Origin of the sequence: Vibrio sp. 1457 (genome assembly GCF_033340195.1) — a bacterium.
GTDB classification, from domain to species: Bacteria; Pseudomonadota; Gammaproteobacteria; order Enterobacterales; family Vibrionaceae; genus Vibrio; species Vibrio alginolyticus.
In genome coordinates this window covers 15,181-35,642 of the sequence record NZ_JAWOWA010000002.1, presented here as the reverse complement: position 1 = coordinate 35,642, position 20,462 = coordinate 15,181, and the positions used below count along the sequence as shown (strand labels likewise).

At 42.5% G+C, this 20,462-nt stretch carries 18 protein-coding genes; 4 read left to right on the top strand and 14 right to left on the bottom strand.

Annotated elements, in window-relative coordinates; genetic code table 11:
• Positions 1 to 541: 541 nt before the first annotated feature.
• A complete protein-coding gene (locus R7Z41_RS02070) occupies positions 542 to 1,807 on the top strand; it encodes an HD domain-containing phosphohydrolase (protein ID WP_025766702.1) in 1,266 nt (421 codons plus the stop codon).
• A gap of 54 nt (positions 1,808 to 1,861) precedes the next feature.
• On the opposite strand, the gene R7Z41_RS02065 is transcribed toward R7Z41_RS02070, so the two are convergent.
• Together R7Z41_RS02065 and R7Z41_RS02060 are read right to left on the bottom strand one after the other, a co-directional pair.
• The gene (locus tag R7Z41_RS02065; protein ID WP_005377733.1) at positions 1,862 to 2,464 is read right to left on the bottom strand and encodes a 2OG-Fe(II) oxygenase; all 603 of its coding nucleotides are present in this window, start codon (positions 2,462 to 2,464) and stop codon (positions 1,862 to 1,864) included.
• A 160-nt stretch (positions 2,465 to 2,624) separates the two neighbouring features.
• Complete coding sequence (locus tag R7Z41_RS02060; protein ID WP_017820626.1) at positions 2,625 to 3,395, bottom strand: TerC family protein; 771 nt, start codon at positions 3,393 to 3,395, stop codon at positions 2,625 to 2,627.
• Positions 3,396 to 3,806: 411 nt separating this feature from the next.
• On the opposite strand from R7Z41_RS02060, the gene R7Z41_RS02055 reads away from it, so the two are divergent.
• Positions 3,807 to 4,745 (top strand): LysR family transcriptional regulator, encoded by a 939-nt coding sequence (locus tag R7Z41_RS02055; RefSeq protein WP_005377737.1) that lies wholly within the window; start codon positions 3,807 to 3,809, stop codon positions 4,743 to 4,745.
• Positions 4,746 to 4,764: 19 nt separating this feature from the next.
• Here R7Z41_RS02055 and R7Z41_RS02050 read toward each other — a convergent pair whose 3' ends face one another.
• From R7Z41_RS02050 to R7Z41_RS02035, 4 genes are all read right to left on the bottom strand, one after another.
• The gene (locus tag R7Z41_RS02050; protein ID WP_318136309.1) at positions 4,765 to 5,649 is read right to left on the bottom strand and encodes a YjjW family glycine radical enzyme activase; all 885 of its coding nucleotides are present in this window, start codon (positions 5,647 to 5,649) and stop codon (positions 4,765 to 4,767) included.
• 22 nt (positions 5,650 to 5,671) lie between these two features.
• Positions 5,672 to 7,216: a YjjI family glycine radical enzyme gene (locus tag R7Z41_RS02045; RefSeq protein WP_053350580.1), complete on the bottom strand. Its 1,545-nt coding sequence runs from the start codon at positions 7,214 to 7,216 to the stop codon at positions 5,672 to 5,674.
• Positions 7,217 to 7,428: 212 nt separating this feature from the next.
• Positions 7,429 to 8,052 carry a LysE family translocator gene (locus tag R7Z41_RS02040; RefSeq protein WP_025766704.1) on the bottom strand — a complete coding sequence of 208 codons (624 nt, stop codon included), beginning with the start codon at positions 8,050 to 8,052 and terminating at the stop codon, positions 7,429 to 7,431.
• Between the two features lie 202 nt (positions 8,053 to 8,254).
• A complete protein-coding gene (locus R7Z41_RS02035; RefSeq protein WP_025766705.1) occupies positions 8,255 to 9,472 on the bottom strand; it encodes an HD-GYP domain-containing protein in 1,218 nt (405 codons plus the stop codon).
• 487 nt (positions 9,473 to 9,959) lie between these two features.
• Here R7Z41_RS02035 and R7Z41_RS02030 point away from each other — a divergent pair, with 487 nt between their 5' ends.
• A complete protein-coding gene (locus tag R7Z41_RS02030; RefSeq protein WP_225477710.1) occupies positions 9,960 to 11,663 on the top strand; it encodes a putative bifunctional diguanylate cyclase/phosphodiesterase in 1,704 nt (567 codons plus the stop codon).
• Between the two features lie 108 nt (positions 11,664 to 11,771).
• Here R7Z41_RS02030 and R7Z41_RS02025 read toward each other — a convergent pair whose 3' ends face one another.
• The 5 genes from R7Z41_RS02025 to R7Z41_RS02005 all read right to left on the bottom strand — a co-directional run bounded on the left by R7Z41_RS02025 (position 11,772) and on the right by R7Z41_RS02005 (position 16,102).
• Positions 11,772 to 12,245: a response regulator gene (locus R7Z41_RS02025; protein WP_005377744.1), complete on the bottom strand. Its 474-nt coding sequence runs from the start codon at positions 12,243 to 12,245 to the stop codon at positions 11,772 to 11,774.
• Entirely contained in the window at positions 12,232 to 13,569 is a 1,338-nt protein-coding gene (locus tag R7Z41_RS02020; RefSeq protein ID WP_225477708.1) for a sensor histidine kinase, read from the bottom strand. The genes R7Z41_RS02025 and R7Z41_RS02020 overlap by 14 nt, the downstream gene beginning before the upstream one ends.
• 3 nt (positions 13,570 to 13,572) lie before the next feature.
• Complete coding sequence (locus tag R7Z41_RS02015; protein ID WP_017634015.1) at positions 13,573 to 14,991, bottom strand: SLC13 family permease; 1,419 nt, start codon at positions 14,989 to 14,991, stop codon at positions 13,573 to 13,575.
• Positions 14,992 to 15,239: 248 nt separating this feature from the next.
• Positions 15,240 to 15,704, bottom strand: coding sequence for a GNAT family N-acetyltransferase (locus R7Z41_RS02010; RefSeq protein ID WP_005389117.1), 465 nt, complete (start codon positions 15,702 to 15,704; stop codon positions 15,240 to 15,242).
• A 35-nt stretch (positions 15,705 to 15,739) separates the two neighbouring features.
• Positions 15,740 to 16,102 carry a hypothetical protein gene (locus R7Z41_RS02005; protein WP_206970839.1) on the bottom strand — a complete coding sequence of 121 codons (363 nt, stop codon included), beginning with the start codon at positions 16,100 to 16,102 and terminating at the stop codon, positions 15,740 to 15,742.
• 480 nt (positions 16,103 to 16,582) lie between these two features.
• On the opposite strand from R7Z41_RS02005, the gene R7Z41_RS02000 reads away from it, so the two are divergent.
• Positions 16,583 to 17,140, top strand: a complete 558-nt coding sequence (locus R7Z41_RS02000; protein ID WP_031781286.1) for a DUF3750 domain-containing protein — start codon at positions 16,583 to 16,585, stop codon at positions 17,138 to 17,140.
• Between the two features lie 51 nt (positions 17,141 to 17,191).
• Here R7Z41_RS02000 and R7Z41_RS01995 read toward each other — a convergent pair whose 3' ends face one another.
• From R7Z41_RS01995 to R7Z41_RS01985, 3 genes are all read right to left on the bottom strand, one after another.
• Positions 17,192 to 18,769 carry a sensor domain-containing diguanylate cyclase gene (locus R7Z41_RS01995; RefSeq protein WP_005389121.1) on the bottom strand — a complete coding sequence of 526 codons (1,578 nt, stop codon included), beginning with the start codon at positions 18,767 to 18,769 and terminating at the stop codon, positions 17,192 to 17,194.
• Positions 18,770 to 18,953: 184 nt separating this feature from the next.
• Positions 18,954 to 19,424 carry a heme-degrading domain-containing protein gene (locus R7Z41_RS01990; RefSeq protein ID WP_005389124.1) on the bottom strand — a complete coding sequence of 157 codons (471 nt, stop codon included), beginning with the start codon at positions 19,422 to 19,424 and terminating at the stop codon, positions 18,954 to 18,956.
• Positions 19,421 to 20,461, bottom strand: a complete 1,041-nt coding sequence (locus tag R7Z41_RS01985; protein WP_167415181.1) for an oxidoreductase — start codon at positions 20,459 to 20,461, stop codon at positions 19,421 to 19,423. Before R7Z41_RS01985 ends, R7Z41_RS01990 begins: the two co-directional genes overlap by 4 nt.
• Between the last annotated feature and the right edge of the window lies 1 nt (position 20,462).

Genomic DNA, 20,462 nt, shown 5'->3' with positions numbered 1-20,462 from the left:
TCACTAAAAGGGCTAGCATCGCTGGGAAACCGTACCATTTTATTATCTTCCCTCAACGACATGAGCTACAGAGAAAATGTTTTCAACGACGCTCTATTGTCATGTAGTTAACAAGCTGCTTTCCCTATTACTCTGTTAGTTACAGAGCAAGCCTCGAAGAAGTCTTCTTATTTTTTGCCTTCAAAAGCAACAATATGAATTCTGTTAATCAGACATCAATACCGTGTGTCTCTGGTTGAGCCCGAACACGATCTACAAAAATAAAAATAAGAATGCGTTACATCATGATTTATTGTCGTTTTCAAATAAGTCAACAAGAGCAACAATAATCTTTCAAAACTTATACTTAGTTCAAATATCTGACTCTTAACCATGAGCTTCAGGTGATATTATTATGCAACTAGGATTATTATCCCGCCCATAATCAAAACTATGTCTAAACGCCCACCTTTTTGGGGTCTATTCGCTGTCGTACCCAATTTTTCCTATCACCTTCTGATTTGGGTTTAGCGTGGGCTAATTAGCAATGTCGGTATAAACCATGAATCATTCTTGCCATTCCCATACGGACATGGGCTTTGAAGTCGATCTGAAACAAGCACTTATCTGGGTTGCTCGAGCACTCGACTATGTCGGTGTTGATGATACGCACCATAGCCATCGTGTCGCTTACATCGCTTACCAATGTGCTCGGGTCATGAACTGGGAACCAGAAAAAGCGGAGTTTTGCTACTTCGCAGGGATGATCCACGATTGTGGGGTCTCCGAAACACAAGAACATAAAATGTTACTTGAGGAGTTGGTGCCACAAGATGTAAAAACACATTGCTTAAGAGGATACCGAAGCCTCAAGCAGTGTCGTTTGTTGCGTCAGTTTGCTACACCTGTTCTTTACCACCATACACATTGGAGTGAATTAAAATATCTTGATTTACCGCCTTTTGAAAAAGAGGTCGCTGCCCTACTCTATTTAGCCGATCGTCTCGATTTTATGCGTTCCAAATACGTCATGAACTGCCACTGTGACATTGTCACACTTCATGAAGAACTAATTGCAGAATGCATCATGGCAAACGCTGGAACTTTGTTTAATCCAGACATGGCTAAGGCAATGGTTAAGCTCGTTATGACCGACGCATTTTGGTTCGCGATGGAGTCTGAAAATATAGAAACCATCGGATTAAACTTTAAAAGCATTGATTGGCTTCAAAAACAGCTCACCATCCAAGATATGAATAGTTTGGGAATGTTTATCGCTCGAATTGTTGACGCAAAAAGCCCATTTACTTATCAACATTCGCAAAAAGTGGCGGAGTTATCTCGGTATCTAGCCATCAAGCTTGGGTTTTGTGAGCACGACCAAGAGATGTTATTTATTGCTGGGTTGGTGCATGATATCGGAAAGTTAAAAACACCAGATGAGATTCTTCATAAAGAAGGCTCTCTTAATAAACAAGAGTATACGCGTATTAAACGCCATACAATTGATACTCAGCTCGCATTACACAAAGTGTTTCCCAACGCTAAAATAGCGGAGTGGGCTTCTAATCATCACGAGCGTTTGGACGGTTCTGGCTATCCTTATCATAAAACAGGAGACGAACTCGATGTACCATCGCGTATTGTCGCGGTTGCCGATGTTTTTCAAGCTCTGTCTCAGGACCGGCCCTACCGAGGACGAATGGCTCAAGCACAAATCGCCGCGATTATGGGTGAGCAAGTCGCTAAACAAGAACTTTGTTCTGACGTCTATGCAGTGCTAGAGCGAAACATGACCGAGTGTTACGAGCTATCAACTAATGTTTAATCGATAAAGGGCGTATCTACGCCCTTTGCTGATTTTATGCTGGTTGCAAACCAATCATTTTGCAATATCAAGTACATTGTCTCGCACACCATTGATTCTGAACCAACCTGCAATACTGAAACGCTCAGCATTGGTCGGTAAAACCTCATGCGGGAATTGCTCAGATAAGAATAAAAGTAAGCGTCCCGATTGAGGAGGGATGGTTGCTATCTTATTATCATTTAGATCGTAAACCACCAATTCACCTGCATCCTTTTCCGTCCAAGATTCGTTCATGTAAAAAACGGTTGTCAATCGACGGTTTTCATTACCTTTAAAACAATCTAGATGCTTTTGGTAGAAATCCCCTTCCTCGTACTTGGCAAAGTGAGCTTCATACTCAAAAAGTCCCAGAAACAAGTGACGGTTCACTTCTTGGCGTATTTCTTCCATCTTATCTAAGTAAGAAGTAACCGCGTGCCCCATATTGGGCGATAACCATTGAATTTTGTCACTTCGAATTGACTCAATACGAGTCACATCGTCATTACGACCAATACGCGCTTTTTTCCAGTTACTTGGAATGCAGTCTCGTAATTGAGCCACTTCTTGTTCAGAAAGAAAATCATCCCAGATGTAGTAGCCATGGGTTGCTAACGCATCGATCATTTTATCCATTATTGTCGTTCACTCATATTAGTTGGGCGGTCTATATAAAAAATCTTCAACCCCACAACAAATGCGATTTTTTGTCGAAACGACAACAAAATAAAAAGAGAGTAAAAATAGGTGATGACGAATATAAAAATGCCGCTCATATGAGCGGCAATATCTTTTATTATTGACGAGCTTCTAATCTGGTTGGATGAACTCGCAACGGACTAAGACGTTTAATAGTCGGGCGTTGTTTGTTTTTTAACTGGATATGACAAAGTTCCAGAATTAAGCCAAATGCCATCGCAAAATACACATAACCTTTGTTGATATGAATTTCGAAGCCTTCTGCCATCAATAAACCACCTAACAAAACGAGGAATAACAAAGCAAGTGTCTTAAAACCAGGGTAACACGACACCAGGTTATTGATTTTTTCGGCTGTCATGACCATCACGATAGCAGACGAAACAATCGCTGCGACCATAAGTGGGACATCACTTGTCAAACCAACGGCGGTTATCACCGAGTCCATCGAGAATACAGCATCCACGGCAACAATCTGCAACAGAACTACCGCTAAACCAGTACGGGCGTGAGTTGAGTGAGCCGACTCGTTGTGATTTAACCAACTCCACAACTCTTTCAGGCTTTTAGCCAAGAGGAATGCACCACCCGCAATCATGATGACGTCTCTTCCGGTAAACGCATGGTTCGCCAAAGAAAATAGCGGTTGAGTCAATTGCATGATCCAAGAGATTGAAAACACTAAACCAATACGAGCAATAACAGCAAGACCAATACCAAGGTTTCTTGCCAGCTTACGTTGGTGCAGCGGCAGTCTTTCACATAAGACAGAGATAAAAACGACGTTATCAACGCCTAAGACAACTTCAAGCGCAAACAAAGTGGCGAAAATAGCCCAAGCTTCTGGTTGCATAAAAAGTTCTAGCATGAGCATGTCTCCAATAATAAGAAGACATATGGTGAAGGGTTTTGTCGACTAAAGGGGTCGTCCATTAATTATTTATACCTTTGTTACTGAGGGATCATGAGTAAATCACCAAACAATCAACAAAACAATATCTATTTTAATTAACAAGGAACAAGTTTAATTCGTGTACAAATCAATCAACTCCTCCAAATTGATTAAAATTACATAGAAGCTTTAGAATTGAATAAATGAAAGCATTAAAGTCCAACAAAACTAAGATAAATTTCTAGACTTATAAGCACCATCAACCCTTATGCAACCCATTAAATGCATTGAGCTCAAAGAGAAACAGGCGTGTTTCCGAGATAAACAATAGTAAAAATTTGTTTCATGCTGATATACTGCCAAAAATCATAAGAAACCATGCTATTTATGGACTACATTGCTCTTTCGCGTATAAGCCTTAAACATCTAACTGTTTTACATATGTTGTTAACCACTCACAGCGTCACACTTGCGGCAGAACGCTTGTGTGTAACACCATCGAGCGTCAGTAAAACGCTCGGACAGTTGCGCGAAACGCTAAAGGATGACCTTTTTTATCGTGATGGCACTCGCTTAGTGCCGACAGCATTTGCGCTGCATATAGGCCCATCAATCCATGGCATACTCTCCAGTATGAATGGGTTATTACATCAAGGCTCTTTTAATCCGGCTTACTATCAAGGTAGTTTTTCATTAGCAATGCGTGAAAGTTCGTTTGAGCTCTTTGCGCCAGTTCTACAGCACTTGTCCCAACAACTGAGCAACCACGCGCACTTGAATGTCCATGCGAAAGAGGAAATGAGCTTCGATGCATTAGCAAGAGGTCAAGTGGATTTTTTGTTGCTTCCTCACGATCTCAGCCAACCACCCACACAAAATAAAGACTTGGTCTGGAAAACCATTTTGAAAGACGAAATGGTTTGCTTAATGAGAGCATCGAACCCACTCGCTGAGCAACCCTTATCTGTTGAAAGTTACCTTTGTGCAAGACACATCGGTATTCATGATAAAGATCTGTCACAACCTTATTTTGAGCAAAATCTCACCCAAAGGCATTCAAAGCGAAACTTGGCCATGCGTGTAGCCGACTTTGGTTCAGCTGCGGTGATGTGTCAGCACTCGGATTACTTGTTCACATGCTCCAAGCTTTGGGCAAGAGCGGCAATGCAAGCAAAAGGTTTGGTTGAACAAGCTCTTCCATTCGATTACGGACAGGTAGCCTACAGCCTCGTTTGGAACAAAGCGAGCTTAAACGATCCCGCTTTAAAATGGTTGCAGCAACAATTACTCGACGCCTGCGCCATGTTAGATGCCTGTGATGCGTAAGCATAGATAAACAACGGTACTACGTGAGTACTGTCGGCACTGTGATAGGGTTACTCACGTAGCATCGAAGCTCTGATTTTAAGCGTTCGATATCATGATGAGAGCACATATCCCAAGTTAACGCCTCCCCCACTACTCCGTGATGCTGAAAGGCATTTAAACGTATAATCACCGATTCAGGAAGAGTACTCAAGTAACGTCCAATTGCTACGATTTCTATATCTAAATCACTTTTTTGGGGAATATGCAGTAAGCGGACCTCGTACAATTTTTCGTGCTCAACAAGGTACTGAAGGGTTTTAAATACACGATGATTATCACGCCCAGTTAGCCACTGATGCGTCTCCGTCTGCCACGCTTTCAAATCGATCATTGCGCCATCCAGAAAAGGTAGAATACGCTGCCAACCAGCAACCGCTAAAGAACCGTTACTGTCGATGAAACAAGAGAGGTGCCGTAATTCAGGATCTTGTTTTATCCCTTTAAACAGCTCAATAATGAAAGGAAGTTGTAAGGTAGATTCCCCACCGGATACAGTAACACCACTGATGAAAAAGCGATGTTTGCGTATCAAATCGAGCATTGTTACTACAGAGTAGTCAGTAATTTTTGGAGGATTAGATTGGTTCTGACATATCTCTATACAATGATCGCAGTGGGTGCACTCCTCTTTAAGCCAAACAACGTTGTTGTTTTCGTCGAACTTCAATGCGCCTGCTGAACATTCACTCACACACTCACCACAATGATTACAATGGTTTATCGTGTGAGGATTGTGGCAGTTCAAACACTGATAGTTACAACCCTGTAGAAAGATGACTAGACGATTTCCTGGCCCATCAACACAAGAGAAAGGAAGGATACGAGTGACTTTTGCCAAAAGGCTTCCACTTCGTCTAGACATCTTGTTCTTTCCTAAACCGAACTTATGCCTGCGTGTAAGTCGGTGTTACTTCATGACTCACCACACGTGGCGAGCGTTCTAAAATTTTGGTATTTTTTGCTGCTTCTGCACCTAGAAACGTCGTGTTGGTTCTCGAACCTTCTTTATCATATTTCGCGACATCTGAAAGTTTGATCATGTAGCCTGTCACGCGAATTAAGTCATTTGAAGTGACATTCGCGGTAAACTCACGATAACCAGCATTTAGTGCCCCTTTACATAAATTGAACATCGCTTCTGGGTTAGATTTCACCGTTTCATCAATCGTCAAAATATCGCTGATACCCGCACGATAATACTGATGATGCTTCGCCGTTGCTTGTACATAAGTGACAGGGTCTGGCTCTGCACCATAAGGCAGACGTACACCTGGCGTAACATCATGATCTAAGCTAATGCCGCCTTGTGCATGTAAGAGCGCTTTGCCATCTAAACCATATTTCACCGGGGTTGAGTCCACCAGTTTAGCCAGTGTTGCTGAAACATCATGAGCAAAAGTATTTGCTCGATCATTTTTTCCGTATCGCCCTATTTGCCCTTCTTTTTCAAATAGAAGGTTTACCGCTTCGGCCATGCCGTAAACGCCATACATTGGCGCGAAATAGGACTCTTTTATCAACCCTTCTTGCGTCAAAAAGCCTTGAAAGAAGTTCGATTTTTCATGCAAGTGCGTGCTTCTTGCGTTTATGAGCTCGACCATTAATCGATGGTAAGAAGGCAACGCACTGTTTAAGAAGTCGTTACAGTCTGATGCTCGTTTTGCAACTTCTTTTAAATTCATTCGCACCAATGTGTTCGAGCCACCTGCTAATGGAAGCGAGTTGTAGCAACTTACAATACCAAAGCGTGAGCCGTTGTAGGCTTTCGTGTGCATTGGGTAATTGGCGATATGCGGTTTACTGCATTCACAAATGTTCTGTGTCGCTTGACGAAGTAAATCATCAGGTGTAACTGTCTCGTCGTACATAAAGGTGAGATTCGGTGCGATCTGCTTGAGCTCCGCATCTACTTTTAAAACAGTGCGACAAATAATGTTGTCTGTCGGTCCGACATTCACATGCATAAACGCATCTGGCAATGTGCGATCCAGCATGATCCAAAAATGTTTTAACTTTTTGTAAATCTGGCTCTCTGTTAGGTCGCCTATGTAAGGCAACAAGACATCATCTAACTGGCCTAAGTAAACCGGAATGTTCGTTACCGAAGGAACATGATGGTAAATGATGGTCAGCATGTTCAACGCATCATCGAAATCATCAGCCGGAGACAACTCTAAATAGTCTGAGCCTTGCGATAGAAATTTAGCGTAATCAGGCAACACATAGCGAGGTTTAAACGGTGCATGACCTTCAAACATATCGCAGATGATGCCTTCATCCATTGCTTGTCTCAGTGATGGAGATACGGTCATGTAAGGAATGCACGCTTCAGCCTCTAAAGCTAAAAAACTCGACTTCTGTTTTGGAGAAAGACGGACGTCGGTCGCGATATCTAGAAAACGTTGTTGTAGTTTAGAAAGGCTTGTCATCTAAGATATTCCTACAAAGTAACCACAAGCCCACAAGACAAAATACGAGCTCTACCCCTAAAGAGTAACGTGATTTTACTCCTGCTTGGCTGTTGCCACTAATGAAAATAAACAAAACGTCTATTTCCATTCTGGAAATAAGACAAAGCTAAATTAGCGCATTCCAACTTACTATATGGGAAAACCTAACTGCGTACCGAAGTCTGTCTTATTTATCGGTTTGCCGTCGACAACATCACGCCTGCACCAATAAATACTCCCCCAGTCAAACGATTAAACAACTTCGCCCTTCCAGCGACAAACAACCAATCGGAGGCTTTTACCCCTAACAATGCATAAAATGTTAGCCAGCTAAGCTCAAAAACCACAAATGTAGACGCGAAAATCGCGTATTGAGACAGTAGCGGTGCGGAAGGTTCTATGAATTGAGGAAACAAAGCGGTGAAAAAGACTATCGCTTTGGGATTACTAGCGCCAACAATGAAACCACTAGTGAACGCGCTAAACGCTGTCGCGGAACTTTGAGTCGTTGCCGTTTTATTAAAATCTGTCTGAGATGAGCGCAACGCTTGAATACCTAACCAGATTAAATAAGCGGCGCCACACCATTTGATAATATTAAAAACTAACTCAGATGAAGCAATGACAACTCCCAGCCCGGTAAATGAGAGCGTAAGGATGATCGTAATCGCAGACAAACTGCCAAGTGCAGTCATGAAAGCAATACGAAACCCACTACTCACTCCTTTACTTAAACACAACAGTGAGCTTGGTCCTGGTGAAGCTGTGAGCACGAGAATAGCAAGAGTGTAAAAAATCCATGTATCTATTTGCATTGGCATCCCTTCCAGCAAAATGAGGTTTATAGCCCATTGTGTATAGAACTATTTTATCGCCCGGTTTCTATCCATGAAGCCGAGGTCTTAATAACCATCTTGCATCTAAACAACTTAGAAAAAATTAATAGATAGTTATGCAAATAAAATACGATCTACATGCAAGGATGTAAAGCCTGTTGTATAAGCTTATCTATTTCTCTTAATCATAAAAAGGCTTAGGATCGATCTCTAACGATGAAGGTGCTATCGCTCTTTCAATTTTGTACGCACTCGTTTTTAAATCCACCATCGTGACATCAATGTATCGTTTATACTTGCGGGAGTAGAAACATTTCACTTCTGGCTTTAATGCTTGAGATTCATTTGAAGACCAAACAATACCAACACGCCCATCGTTCAACTCGACAATAGAGCCTACGGGGTACATCCCAATGCAATTAATGAATTTGTAAACTAAGTCGGCGTCTAAATGAAATGGCGTTAGACTCAACAAGATTTTAAACGCTTCGGCAGAACTCATGCCTTTTTTGTAACAGCGATCAGCCGTTAGCGCATCGTAGATATCTACAATACAGCTCATACGGCCGTGAATTGGAATCTCCTCCCCCTTCAAGCCTCTAGGATAACCATTGCCATCTAACTTCTCGTGGTGCATCAAACAAACATCACGGCTTACGTCACTAAGTCCTTTTACGTGAAGGATAATCTCACCTGCGAACACTTGATGTAGCTTCATATGTTCAAATTCTTCAGGCGTTAGCTTCGCTGGCTTGTGCAAGATCTTATCATCGACTTTAATTTTACCTACATCATGAATAATGCCACCTACAGCAAGCTGTTTTAGCGTTGGCTTATCCAAGCCCAAGTACTTACCGAATGACACTAAAAGACAAGCGACATTGACGGAGTGTTCCAATAAGTAAGAGTCTTTTTTTCGGAGTGCAGAGACACACTGCAACGCATCTGAGTCAATCAAAACACTTTCAATGACATCGTCAGCCCAAGCTTCTACTTCATCAACTTCAATGATTTTTCCTTCAAAAGTTTGATTCAATAGTTTCTGCGCCAAATCTTTTGCTTCGGCGATCAGCTTTTTGGCTCGCTTGTGTTGGATGTCTCTCGAACGATAAGTTCGTTGACCCCTCTTAAAATCTGAGTGTTTCTGCTCTCTCGTCTCTTTAGTGGCATCAGTTGATTCATCTACAGGCTTGAAGACACACTGCTGCGAAGATAATGTTTGATCTACCCAAACATACTTTACGCCACTTGTAGCAAGCTTCTTAATGCCTTCAGGGCTAGATATCCGCCCTGCATTGGCTAAATTGACGCGCTTGTTGTGCTCTATCGCGGTAACAAACATACCAACGCCGATATCAGCGAGCGCAATTTTGATTGAATTTTTCGGATCGTACTGCATATAAAGAAGGCTTACTCGATATTAACGTCCGCATTATAAGAGATTTGATTACTTGGCGTGATAATAAATTTGAATTGATTATAATTAATGAGCATCCTGTCAATTAATAATCGGTCGCGCTCATTAAGTCCTTTTTGTTATTATGGTTTTATCCAAGATAACATATATACAAATGACGTTAGAAAACAGCACATTGATACCGACACAACTGAAAATAACTTTAGGATAATTATTCATAAATATTTATAGATTGCGGACGGCATCAATAACTGTATTTTATAAATGATTTTTACTGTTGACTATTTTTTATAAATGTCGATGATTAGCCGCCTAATCTTAGTATGTTATTAACCTAGTAGCGCATAAAATGATAGCCAAACAATTTGAACTGACACTTTTGTGATTGTAATGTACGCCAGCAGATCCACTCTATGTTATCAACCCCAACACTCATCTCTGATGCTAAAAGGCTCGAGGAGGAAATATCTTGACCACCATATTTGACCAACAAGTCTCAGATAGTGACCGAGAGTTCCTAAAAATCGTCGAAGAACGATTCATTCATATCTTCGATGTATTTAACGAAGGCCTCTTTTACATGGATGAGTTTGGCACCATGGTATTTTATAACAAGGGCTTTTATGAGCAGCTTGGTATCAACGCTGGTCGAATCAGCTTAGAGCAATGGTTAGACCTTGTTCACCCTCTCGATCGAGAAAGACTCTCCACTCGGGTCGATGCTCACATCATTACCAACAACACGAGGGTCACAACGACCTACCGCGTGCGTAAACCCAATGGACAGTACGTCTGGATTGAAGGCGTAGCCATGACCAAAGAAACAGAACATGGTCATTATATGGTTGGTAGCCACCGTGATATTTCTGAACGCAAGCTGATGGAAAGCTACATTCATCAAGTCGCATTTCATGACAATGCGTCAGGTATGGCTAATCGCGCCCATCTCTTGCTGGATATTGAAGATAGTGTGCGAGCCACCGATTCTTGTGCATCTATCTGTTACATTCAGATAGAAGAGATTAAATCTTACTTAAATCAATATGGCAGCGAGTTGGTCGATGGGTTAGTGGAAAAATTGCTACAAACTCTCAGTCACCTACCTTCTCCAAATAGTTCTGTATATCGCGTACATGATGATGACTTTGCGATTTTGATTCACGATGAATGCTCGGTAGAAACGCTGCAAAGTTATGCCGAAAGTTTAAAGGAAACCTACCACGAGGCAGTGATTGAAGAGGGCCAATACTTAGGAAGTAACATTAGTATTGGTTTGTATCCTTGCATAGATCCAAGTCACTCAGCAGAGGAAATATTACGTAAAGCAGCACGAACTTGTCAGTACGCAAGCGAGCAGAATAAAGACCGTGTTGCGGTTTACAGTGAGAAAACTCAGCATGCCGTAGACCGTTATTTCTTTATTGAACAAGGTCTAAAAAGTGCACTAGAAAAACAGACATTAAGCGTTAAGTTTCAGCCAATTATTGACGCCAAAAGCTCAAAAGTGGTGAGCTTCGAATCTCTGGTTCGCTGGCGTAGCAAAGAGTTTGGCGAAATTTATCCAGACGAATTCATCCCCGTCGCAGAGAACAAAGGTTTGATTGTCGAACTCGGATATCAAGTCTTTGCCAAAGCGTGTGAATTTATCAAAAACTACCGTGAGCGTTACCAAAACCAAGTTCGTGTCAACGTGAATGTTTCTGTACTTCAGTTAATGAATAGTGAATTCCCTGCGCGAATTAAAGCCATGGCGGATGAGGTTGGTGTCGAACCTGAGTCTATTGTGTTGGAACTAACAGAAACGTTTATTTTGGATAATAATCAGACAGCCATTGCCCCTCTGAATACCCTCAGGGAACTAGGATTTGCACTCTCTCTGGATGACTTTGGATCGGGTTACAGTTCATTAAATAGCTTCTTCGACCTCCCGATGACACAAATCAAAATAGATAGGTCGATGGCGTGGAAAACACTAACCAACCGCTCTTCACAAGAATATCTGAAGTTTCTTATCACTATGTGCCAGGAAAATAGTATTGAAGTAGTGATTGAGGGAATTGAAGACGCCAAAATGTGTGAATTTTTTACCGAAATGGGCGTCGATTATCTGCAAGGTTATTGGTTCTCTAAGCCACTGTCTGTTGCCAGTGCAAGCCGCTATTCGTTGAGTTAAGCATACTAGAGCAATATTCCGCACGGCCACGTTAAACATGCTGAACTATTCACTATAGATTTCAGACACTAACTGGCCGTGACGAAAACAAAGCTTAATGCCCCCTAATTAACGTAGGCGTTCAAACACCACACTCTGATCTAAATGTTCGTGATACTGAGTGTAATCTAAGCCCACATCAAAGATATATTGGGTCACCAGGTTTCTAACGCACTCTATTAATTGGCTTGCTTGCCATGGTTTTTCAAAGTAGCGGTCAATGCCTGCGGAGTTGATCGCATTAATCGTATCGGTGTGCGTCGCTTGCCCGGTAAGAAGCACTTTCCTCGTAAAGCCAAAACGACCGTCTTTTGATACATCGGTCAGCAGTTCTACTCCCGTTTTACCTGGCATCACATGATCGGAAATAATCAATGCGATCATCTCGCCTTCTGCATCAAATTCATCCATCAGTTCTAGAGCCTCACCTGCTGATTCGCAGTCTTCGACATTCAACCATTGATTTAACGGCTCTAAATCTTGTAGAACCGCGCTTAGTACCTCTCGTTGGTCATCAACGCAAATTACATTAAGCTTCTCCATGTTCACCCTCTACTGGTAACTTGATTCTAAAAATCGTTTTTTCACTGTCGCTCTTTACCACAATAGAGCCGTTATATCCGGCGATAATGCGCTTCACAATCGACAGACCTAACCCTAAACCAAACGACAATCCCCCCTTTTTAGTGGTGAAGTTTGGCCGGAAAATTTTTCTACGTGTCGCTTCATCAATTTCTGGTCCGTTGTTAGCAATCGTGACCAAAATTTTACCCTTACTCTCCCGAGTATGTATTTCGATACCGGGTTTCTCCGTTTCACCAAGTGCATCGCACGCATTCTTTAAGATATTTACCCAAACTTGGACGAGTTCGGTTTGAGAACTAATAAAAGCAGGTAAATCCGCAGGGCTAAAACGAACACTCACTCGTCTTAAGTCACTTTGCAATAGAGCCAAGGCGCGATTGATTGAATCATTGATGTTAATCGCTTCATCCAAGTCGATATCCGTGCGCCCCAATTGTTTTACGGATCGCACAATGCCAACGGTATGTTTAGAAGCGATGCGTAAGTCATGGAGATCTCGCCCCATTTGCCAGAAACGTATCGCTTCTTCTGGTCTTTTTAGCCAATGTTCTGAAAGGAAGTTATTTGGAACGGCACGTGCAAGATCACGAGCAACCTCCTTGGTTAAACCGTAGTATTTTTCGAAGTGACGCCCCCGCTTTCTCGCTTCGCTAGAAGAGACTTTCTGCCCTTGCATTAAACCAAAATCAAAAAATTGACTCGCTTCCGGATGAACTTCTTCAAGCAGTTCCATGATAACTGTCTCTAGCCGTTCTGATTTACTGCTTACAACGCCTATCGCATTGTTCAACTCATGAGCAATACCCGCTGCAAGCTGCCCCAACGTTGTCATTTGCTCTGCGGTATGAAGCTTTTGTAGCGCTTTTTCTTTAGCTAATGCCTCTTGCATTGCACGCCGTTGACGACGAGATAATTCGTTAACCATCACAGGCATAAATTGTGTCGTCAATGGTCCGTATGTCGCCTCTTCCACGGCAGGCGTATCACGCTGTATCCAAGCCAATTCAACATCGGTTTGAGCAATCACTGTCGAAGAGGCAGTCCACGTACCAGAAAAGAAACTATGTACGCCAATAAACGCACCTTGAGACGCAGAAAATACCTGAATCGGTTTCTTGTCATCTTCCGCGTAATAGCCCGCCAGTTCTCCCGACAGCACATAGTACAAGCGATCATTGTAGCCAGCTTGCTCAATAAGCACCGACCCGGATAAAACCGTTAATCGGCGTTCAAGGTGATTAAAGTAGCGTTGTACTAACGCGTCTAACTTCGTTTCGTACATGGGTTATCCAATATGCCCAACAGTATGTAAAATCCACACCATCACAAAGCTGAGTAATACGCCAATCACGCCTAGCACGGCACCGATACGAGCCATTTGGCCGCTCTCGACATGCCCTGTTGCATGAGCTAACGCGTTTGGTGGCGTACTGATTGGTAACGACATACCGAGTGAAGCAGCAAATGTCACGACTAAGATCAGAGTAACTTCACCGCCGAGAGGCGTTAACGAAGCCATAGAGGTACCTAACGCAGCCATAATCGGCATCAGCAAGTTTGCGGTGGCAGTATGCGACATAAAGTTTGCCATTAACAAGCACAAGAAAGCCGCACCAAACAAGACAACATATGGCGAGAACTGATCAAACGGAATGCTGTGTACCACCAGCTTCGCAAGCCCGGTTTTATCTAGAGCAAGGCCCAGAGCAATACCGCCTGACACCAACCAAAGCACATCCCAAGAGATTTTCTTCAAGTCTTCTTTGTTGATGATGCCCGTCAATGAGAACACTGCCACCGGAATCAATGCTACTGTGTAAGAATTCATTCCATGTGCAGAACCCATCAACCAAAGAATAATCGTGCCGGCAAAGGTGACGTAAACCATTATTGCTTTGGGTGTTTTCAAAAACTTGCTTTTAATGTTCAGATCGATGGTGGTTTGTTCGGCTTTATACAAAAAGCCAATCAGAAACCAGGCTAACGCCATCATCACAATAACGAATGGCACACCAAATACCATCCATTCACCAAACGTAATTAAGTTGTCACCAACCAAATATTTTAGGGCGATGGCATTCGGTGGCGTGCCGATTGGAGTACCAATGCCACCAATGTTGGCTGCAACAGGAATACACAAGGCGAATGCAATTCGACCTGGGTCTTTAGGCCCGAAAACCGCTATCACAGGGGTTAAAATGGACAACATCATCGCTGTTGTTGCGGTGTTTGACATAAACATAGAAAAAACAGCGGTGATCAGCATCAACCCCAGCATAACGAACTTTGGTTTTTGTCCAAATGGTTTGAGTAACACTCGGGCTAAGTTGACATCTAACCTGTACTTTGTCGCCGCCATAGCCAAAAAGAAACCGCCGAGGAAGAGCATGATAATCGGACTAGCGAAGGTCGCCATTATCTCGTTGTATTGTAATAGCTCACCAAAATGTGGCTGCCCTTCTTGCAAACGAAAGAGCACAATACCTTTATTTGATACAAGCAATAGCTCTAGGACAATGATCACAACCGAAGTGGCGTAGATTGGAATTGGCTCGAATACCCAGCAAAGTGCGGCAAGCAAGAAGATTGCAATCACTCTTTGCTGGACGATAGTAATGCCATCAAATGGGAACGCAGAGAGAGGCATCAACCAAACAAGCAATGGTATCAATGTTGGAACAACGTATTTGAGATAAGGGCGCATAGTACTACTTCTCTTCCTGAGATGGTTAGCCAGACACATTTGGCGTTTGGAACGCTATTACCCGCCGCAAAACCAAAACTTTCAGACTGTTTTTAAGCCTTCAGAGACGAAATGCGGTAATGGCGTTCCAGAGAAGATTATGTACACTGTTTTCAAACAAAACGTTGGTGCGAGATCAATGAACTCGTTTTCACATTGGAAAACATTTTATATCGGTGTTCAAGCTCACTAAATGCTCACTATTTAAGTTAAATATACTTTTCCATCATAAAGTTAGTTAAGGTTTCTCCCCTAACCTCAACATGTTGTCGAGACTTAACTGTGAAACCCATTTTCTCGTAAAAAGGTCGGGCGGTAATACTCACTTCAGAATACAGTCGTTTTATCCCCTGTACTTTCGCCTGTGAAAAAAGAAAAGACATCAAATCACGACCAACACCTTGTCCTTGGTATTCATGATGGCAAAAGAAATGATCAATCAAGCCGTCACCTTGCAAATCACAATAGCCAACGACCTGCCCTTCTATCTCCGCGACGTATGGTTGAATATCGTCCATTTTTCGTTGCCACACATCGAGGTCAAAATCTGATGGTGCCCAAGCGGAAACTTGTGATTCCGTATAATCGCGACGATTAATGATTCGCACAGTATGGTAAAAGAGTGCCCACAGTGTTGGGGCATCCTCGGTGCGATAGCAGCGTATTGAGAGCATCAATTTCCTCATTCTTATTCAATAAATACTAAGCATTAACGCAAAGTGATACTAGTGAACTCATCATTTTCAATGCCAATCACTAAAGGCTTCCCAACCTGATCACTGTTCATCAGTACGGTTGTATTCAGCTCTCGGCTTGATCTGCGTATTTTGCTTTTTCTTATGATATGAACATTCACAATATAATCGGAATACTCCTTTATGATTCCTCCGGAAAATTCTACGTGCTCACTTTCATTGTCTCGGACAACATGAAATTTTCGATTGGCTTGAATATCAGTACTGATGGAGGAGTCACCATAGTTCAGCACAACGGACGTTGGTTCGCTATCTTGATTGGCAAAACAGCCAAATGCGAACATGCTTAATGCGAGTATACTTTTTGATTTAAACATTAATTATTCTATTTCTAGTTATTTTTCTGCTATTTGCATGACCAAACAGCACTTGTTCTGTGAGCGCCTATTGTGCCATAGCTGAGCGCTGACTCTAAACGCGCAAAAAGATGAGCGATGAAAATTCCGCCCAAAACAAGCAAATGCGAGACAATGTGAGGGTCCCAAACTCACTCAATCAGTCAAAATCCACTGTAAACCTCTGTTTTTTCGATTTTTTTAATTCATGTGGCCGTGTAAGGAATACATACAACCTCTTACTTTTTCATACGCAACTAGACGAATCGTTCGAGAAATACGGCATCGTCTATGCCACATGTTACAAATCGGCTTACCTTATTATTACGTATGAACTGGAATTATGGCACTAACTTCCCTCTCTCTTTTAATAAGGAGAGGATTTCAACTATCAGACTTGCCACGTTTTTATAGCTAAAATCAATAGAGCGTTACCAGCATCGGTTGGTCTAGGAGCAATAAATGAAAGACCCTCTCAACTTTACTCACCTTGTAAAAATTTGGCTCATGTCAATCGCGGTTATGCTGGGTGGATGCACTCAAGGAGATTGGCGTACCGCAAGCAGAGAACCTGCGGGTATCGCACCCGATCCTTCCAATGTCAAGCATGCTGTGATTGAGTTTTACGCCGCAGACGCGTTTGGTTGGCGAGGCTGGTTTGCCGTTCATACATGGTTTGCAATAAAGCCTGAAAATGCGAACGAATATACAGTGTATGAAGTAGTCGGCTGGAGAGTGAATCGCGGACAACCCGCTCTATATCAGTACCAAACTGGGACGCCAGATCGATATTGGTATGGTGCAAAACCAGAAAAGATCCTCTCCATACAAGGTGAAAAGGCCCACCAGCTTATCCCTAAAATACAAAGTGTTATTAACCAATACCCTTGGGCTGAAGAATATACGCTGTTTCCAGGGCCAAATAGCAATACATTTCCGGCTTGGGTGGGTAAACAAATACCAGAATTAGAGCTGAACTTGCCGTTTCGCGCAATTGGTAGCGGTTACGCCAGCGATTAACAGCAAAGATTAGTCACTGGCTCGTTTTATGTTCAGCATAAAGCACAATATCTATTGTGCGTCGTCACCCAACTCCGTTCTATTTCTTCCATTATGTTTCGCTTTATACAGTGCATTATCGGCGTCTTTCATTACCGCTTCAATTGGTGTGTCATTGCCTTTCCAATGAGAAACACCCAACGAAACCGTGACCTTACCAACCACCTGAAAGTCATGTTGTTCCACGTTGTGTCTAATACGCTCTGCAACATCCATAGCGTGGTTTACGTCTGTTTTTTCCAAAAACATCATAAATTCTTCACCGCCAGAACGACACAGGTGATCATTAGAGCGAGCTTGGTCTTTCATTAACTGCGCAAACTCTCTAAGTAAATTGTCACCCACGTCATGGCCATAGTTATCGTTTACGCTCTTAAAGTGGTCAATATCTAGCGCCAAAACAGAGAACGCGGTATTTTCCTGCTTAAACAAACCAAGAACTTTATCTAATCCACGTCGATTCAATAATCCAGTCATCGAATCTGTTAATGTATCCAGTTGCAGCTTATCAATGGTTTTTGACACGATACCAAATGCTTTAAGAAAGCTAAGCTTCAAATGTGAGACCTCAAAATACCAAGACTTAACCAGTTTGAGATCATCGATAGAGGATGAATGTTCTTCGACACCTCGCACAGCACCCGCTAACTGCCAAAGTGGTCTAGAAATAAGAAGGGACAAGAACCAAATTAGCAACAAAGTTAATAAACCAATTGGAATCGACTTAAGGAAAACATTCCACATCTGTTCATCTAGCACAGATAACGTCATCGATTTCGGGCGCTGAGCAACAATTCCCCATCCTGATGACTTTACTGGTGCATAACCAGCAAGCATTTCGACGCCGCGAGAGTTAACAATTTCTTTGTTACCGCTCTGCCCCATCGTCACCGCTTTGATTGCCTCATTATCGTCGATTACTTCACCAACTCTCGATTGATCTGGGTGATAAATCAGAGTGTTACTCTCATCGACAACGTAAAGGAAAGAACCATCTTTGTATGCGTGCTGGCTGAGTAACTCTGCAAGAATATTTTCTTTTTCTAGATAAATAGTGCCGCCGATATAACCTAAATATTCATTAGATTGAGAAAATATAGGGTATGAGATGGTTAACAAGTAATTTCCAGCTGGCGATATAAATGGTTCAGTAACAACCGGTGCTTGAGCGTTTAAAGACTGGCGTTTTCTTTCACCCACTAACCTTACACCTTTCACCTGAAGTGTTTCAGGGGATACAGAAATAATAACCCCTTTTGCATTAACGACAACCACAGAGTTAAATGATTTGGTTTGCGTTCTTAATCTCTCAGCCTCTTTATCAAGAAGCTGAGCGTCATGCATCTTGTCTTTTAGCACGTTCGCACTGTATTTTAGCTGCGACATTGAGCTTTCTATGAAAGAGTCTGTCATTTCAGACATTTTTTGGGCGTAAACACGGTTTGATTCTAACGTGTTATTGATGATGAGATCCCTTTGAACACGATAAATCGAGTAGAATGCGTTGATCAAAGTGACAAGCACACTGAACACACATAGGGTGACAATAAGATTTCTAAGATTGAGTTTTTCTTTTCTTCTAAAAGACATTGCCAATGGCCAACTTTGAAGGCTTTCTGTATAAATGAGCGTATAGGTTATATGAAATTGATTTGATTTTCAGGTAGTAAGTTGGGATCAATGTTAATATTTGCTCACATTAAAGAACACTTTATGAGCTAAAAAGAGAATTCAGTAGCACGATAAAGAACCGTGCTACTTTCATATTTGGCGTTTAAGAGGGTTTTGTCTCTGTCATCGTTTTTAATATATCCACAACTAGCTGATGATCATCTAACTGCGGTAAACCCGATACCGTCACAACCCCAACCAAACCAGACCCAGAAAGCCGAATTGGGAACGCGCCACCATGAGCACAGTACTCACGAGCATCGAGATGAGGCTGATTTTCGAAATCACGTTGCTTTTGCTTGTTGTACAGAGAAAGATAGTAAGAGCTGTGGCCATACCTTAATACTGAGTTTCGCTTCCTACGGACCCAATCTAAATGATCAGCACAGGTTCCTGCCATCGCGTATTGAAATAGCGTTTGTCCAAAGCCGTAAACCTCAATAGCAACAGCCGCGCCGCGAGCTTCAGCCTCTTCTTTTAGAGCGAGGCCGATAGACCACGCAATATGATGATTAAATTCCGCCAACTGAAGTTCATGCTCTTGCCGGGCCACGAGTTCAAGCGTCAAACTCATGGTTTCACCTGAATCGTTTTACCCGTTTTACTGCTTTCCAATGCCATCTCAATCAGAGCGATATTCTGTACTGCTTGAGCGGCAGGGACCGGGTTATCAGTGCCCAAACGAATGGCGTCTGCCACACCAACAAAGTAAGCTTGGTACGCGCCTCTCTCCGTTTTGATAGTTTGCGCACCGTCTTCGTCGTAACGGACTCCGTATAACGCCTCATCTTCTTCCGACCAAGCATCGTTTTCCGGCAAACGGCCTTCTTTTAAGTAGCCCTCTTGAGGATCTAATCCGAACTTTTCATATTTAGCTTCCGTACCCAATACTTTGTATCGGAGATTCGGCTCTGGGCTATACAAGTTTGAATGCAAGTGCACAATATGCTCAGGGTAATGAAGTATCAAGTTGTAATAATCAATCGTCGTCGCGCCCGGACGCATCATTCGACATTGTGCGTCTATCGCATCTGGCAAGCCAAACAACACCAATGCTTGATCGAGAAGATGAGGAGCAAGGTCGAATAGAATACCACCGCCATCTTGAGCCTGCTCTCGCCATCGTTGACGAACTTCAGGGCGGTAACGGTCAAAGTGTGACTCGAATAGCTTTATATCACCTAACTTACCTTGTTCGATAAGAGATTTAACCGTGAGAAAATCTCCATCCCAACGTCTATTGTGAAAAACGCTCAGCACCAGACCTTTCTCTTCCGCCAAGGCGATAAGTTCATTACCGTCTTCTATACGAGTAACAAACGGTTTCTCGACGATGACGTGTTTCCCATTGTTCAACGCACGCTTTGCAAGTTCGTAATGTACGTCATTTGGCGCAGTAATGATTACGAGCTCTGCATCACTATCATCGAGTAAAGTATTCGCATCAGAAAACCACTTAGCATCTGGCCAATCATTCTGAACCGCCTCCTGTTGACGAGAGCTTATCGCGCTCAGCGTTAAATTTGGTAGCGCTTTAATGAAGGGTAAATGAAACGTTTTTGCTGAATATCCGTAACCAATCACAGCGGTTTTTACGGGATCGTAAGCCATT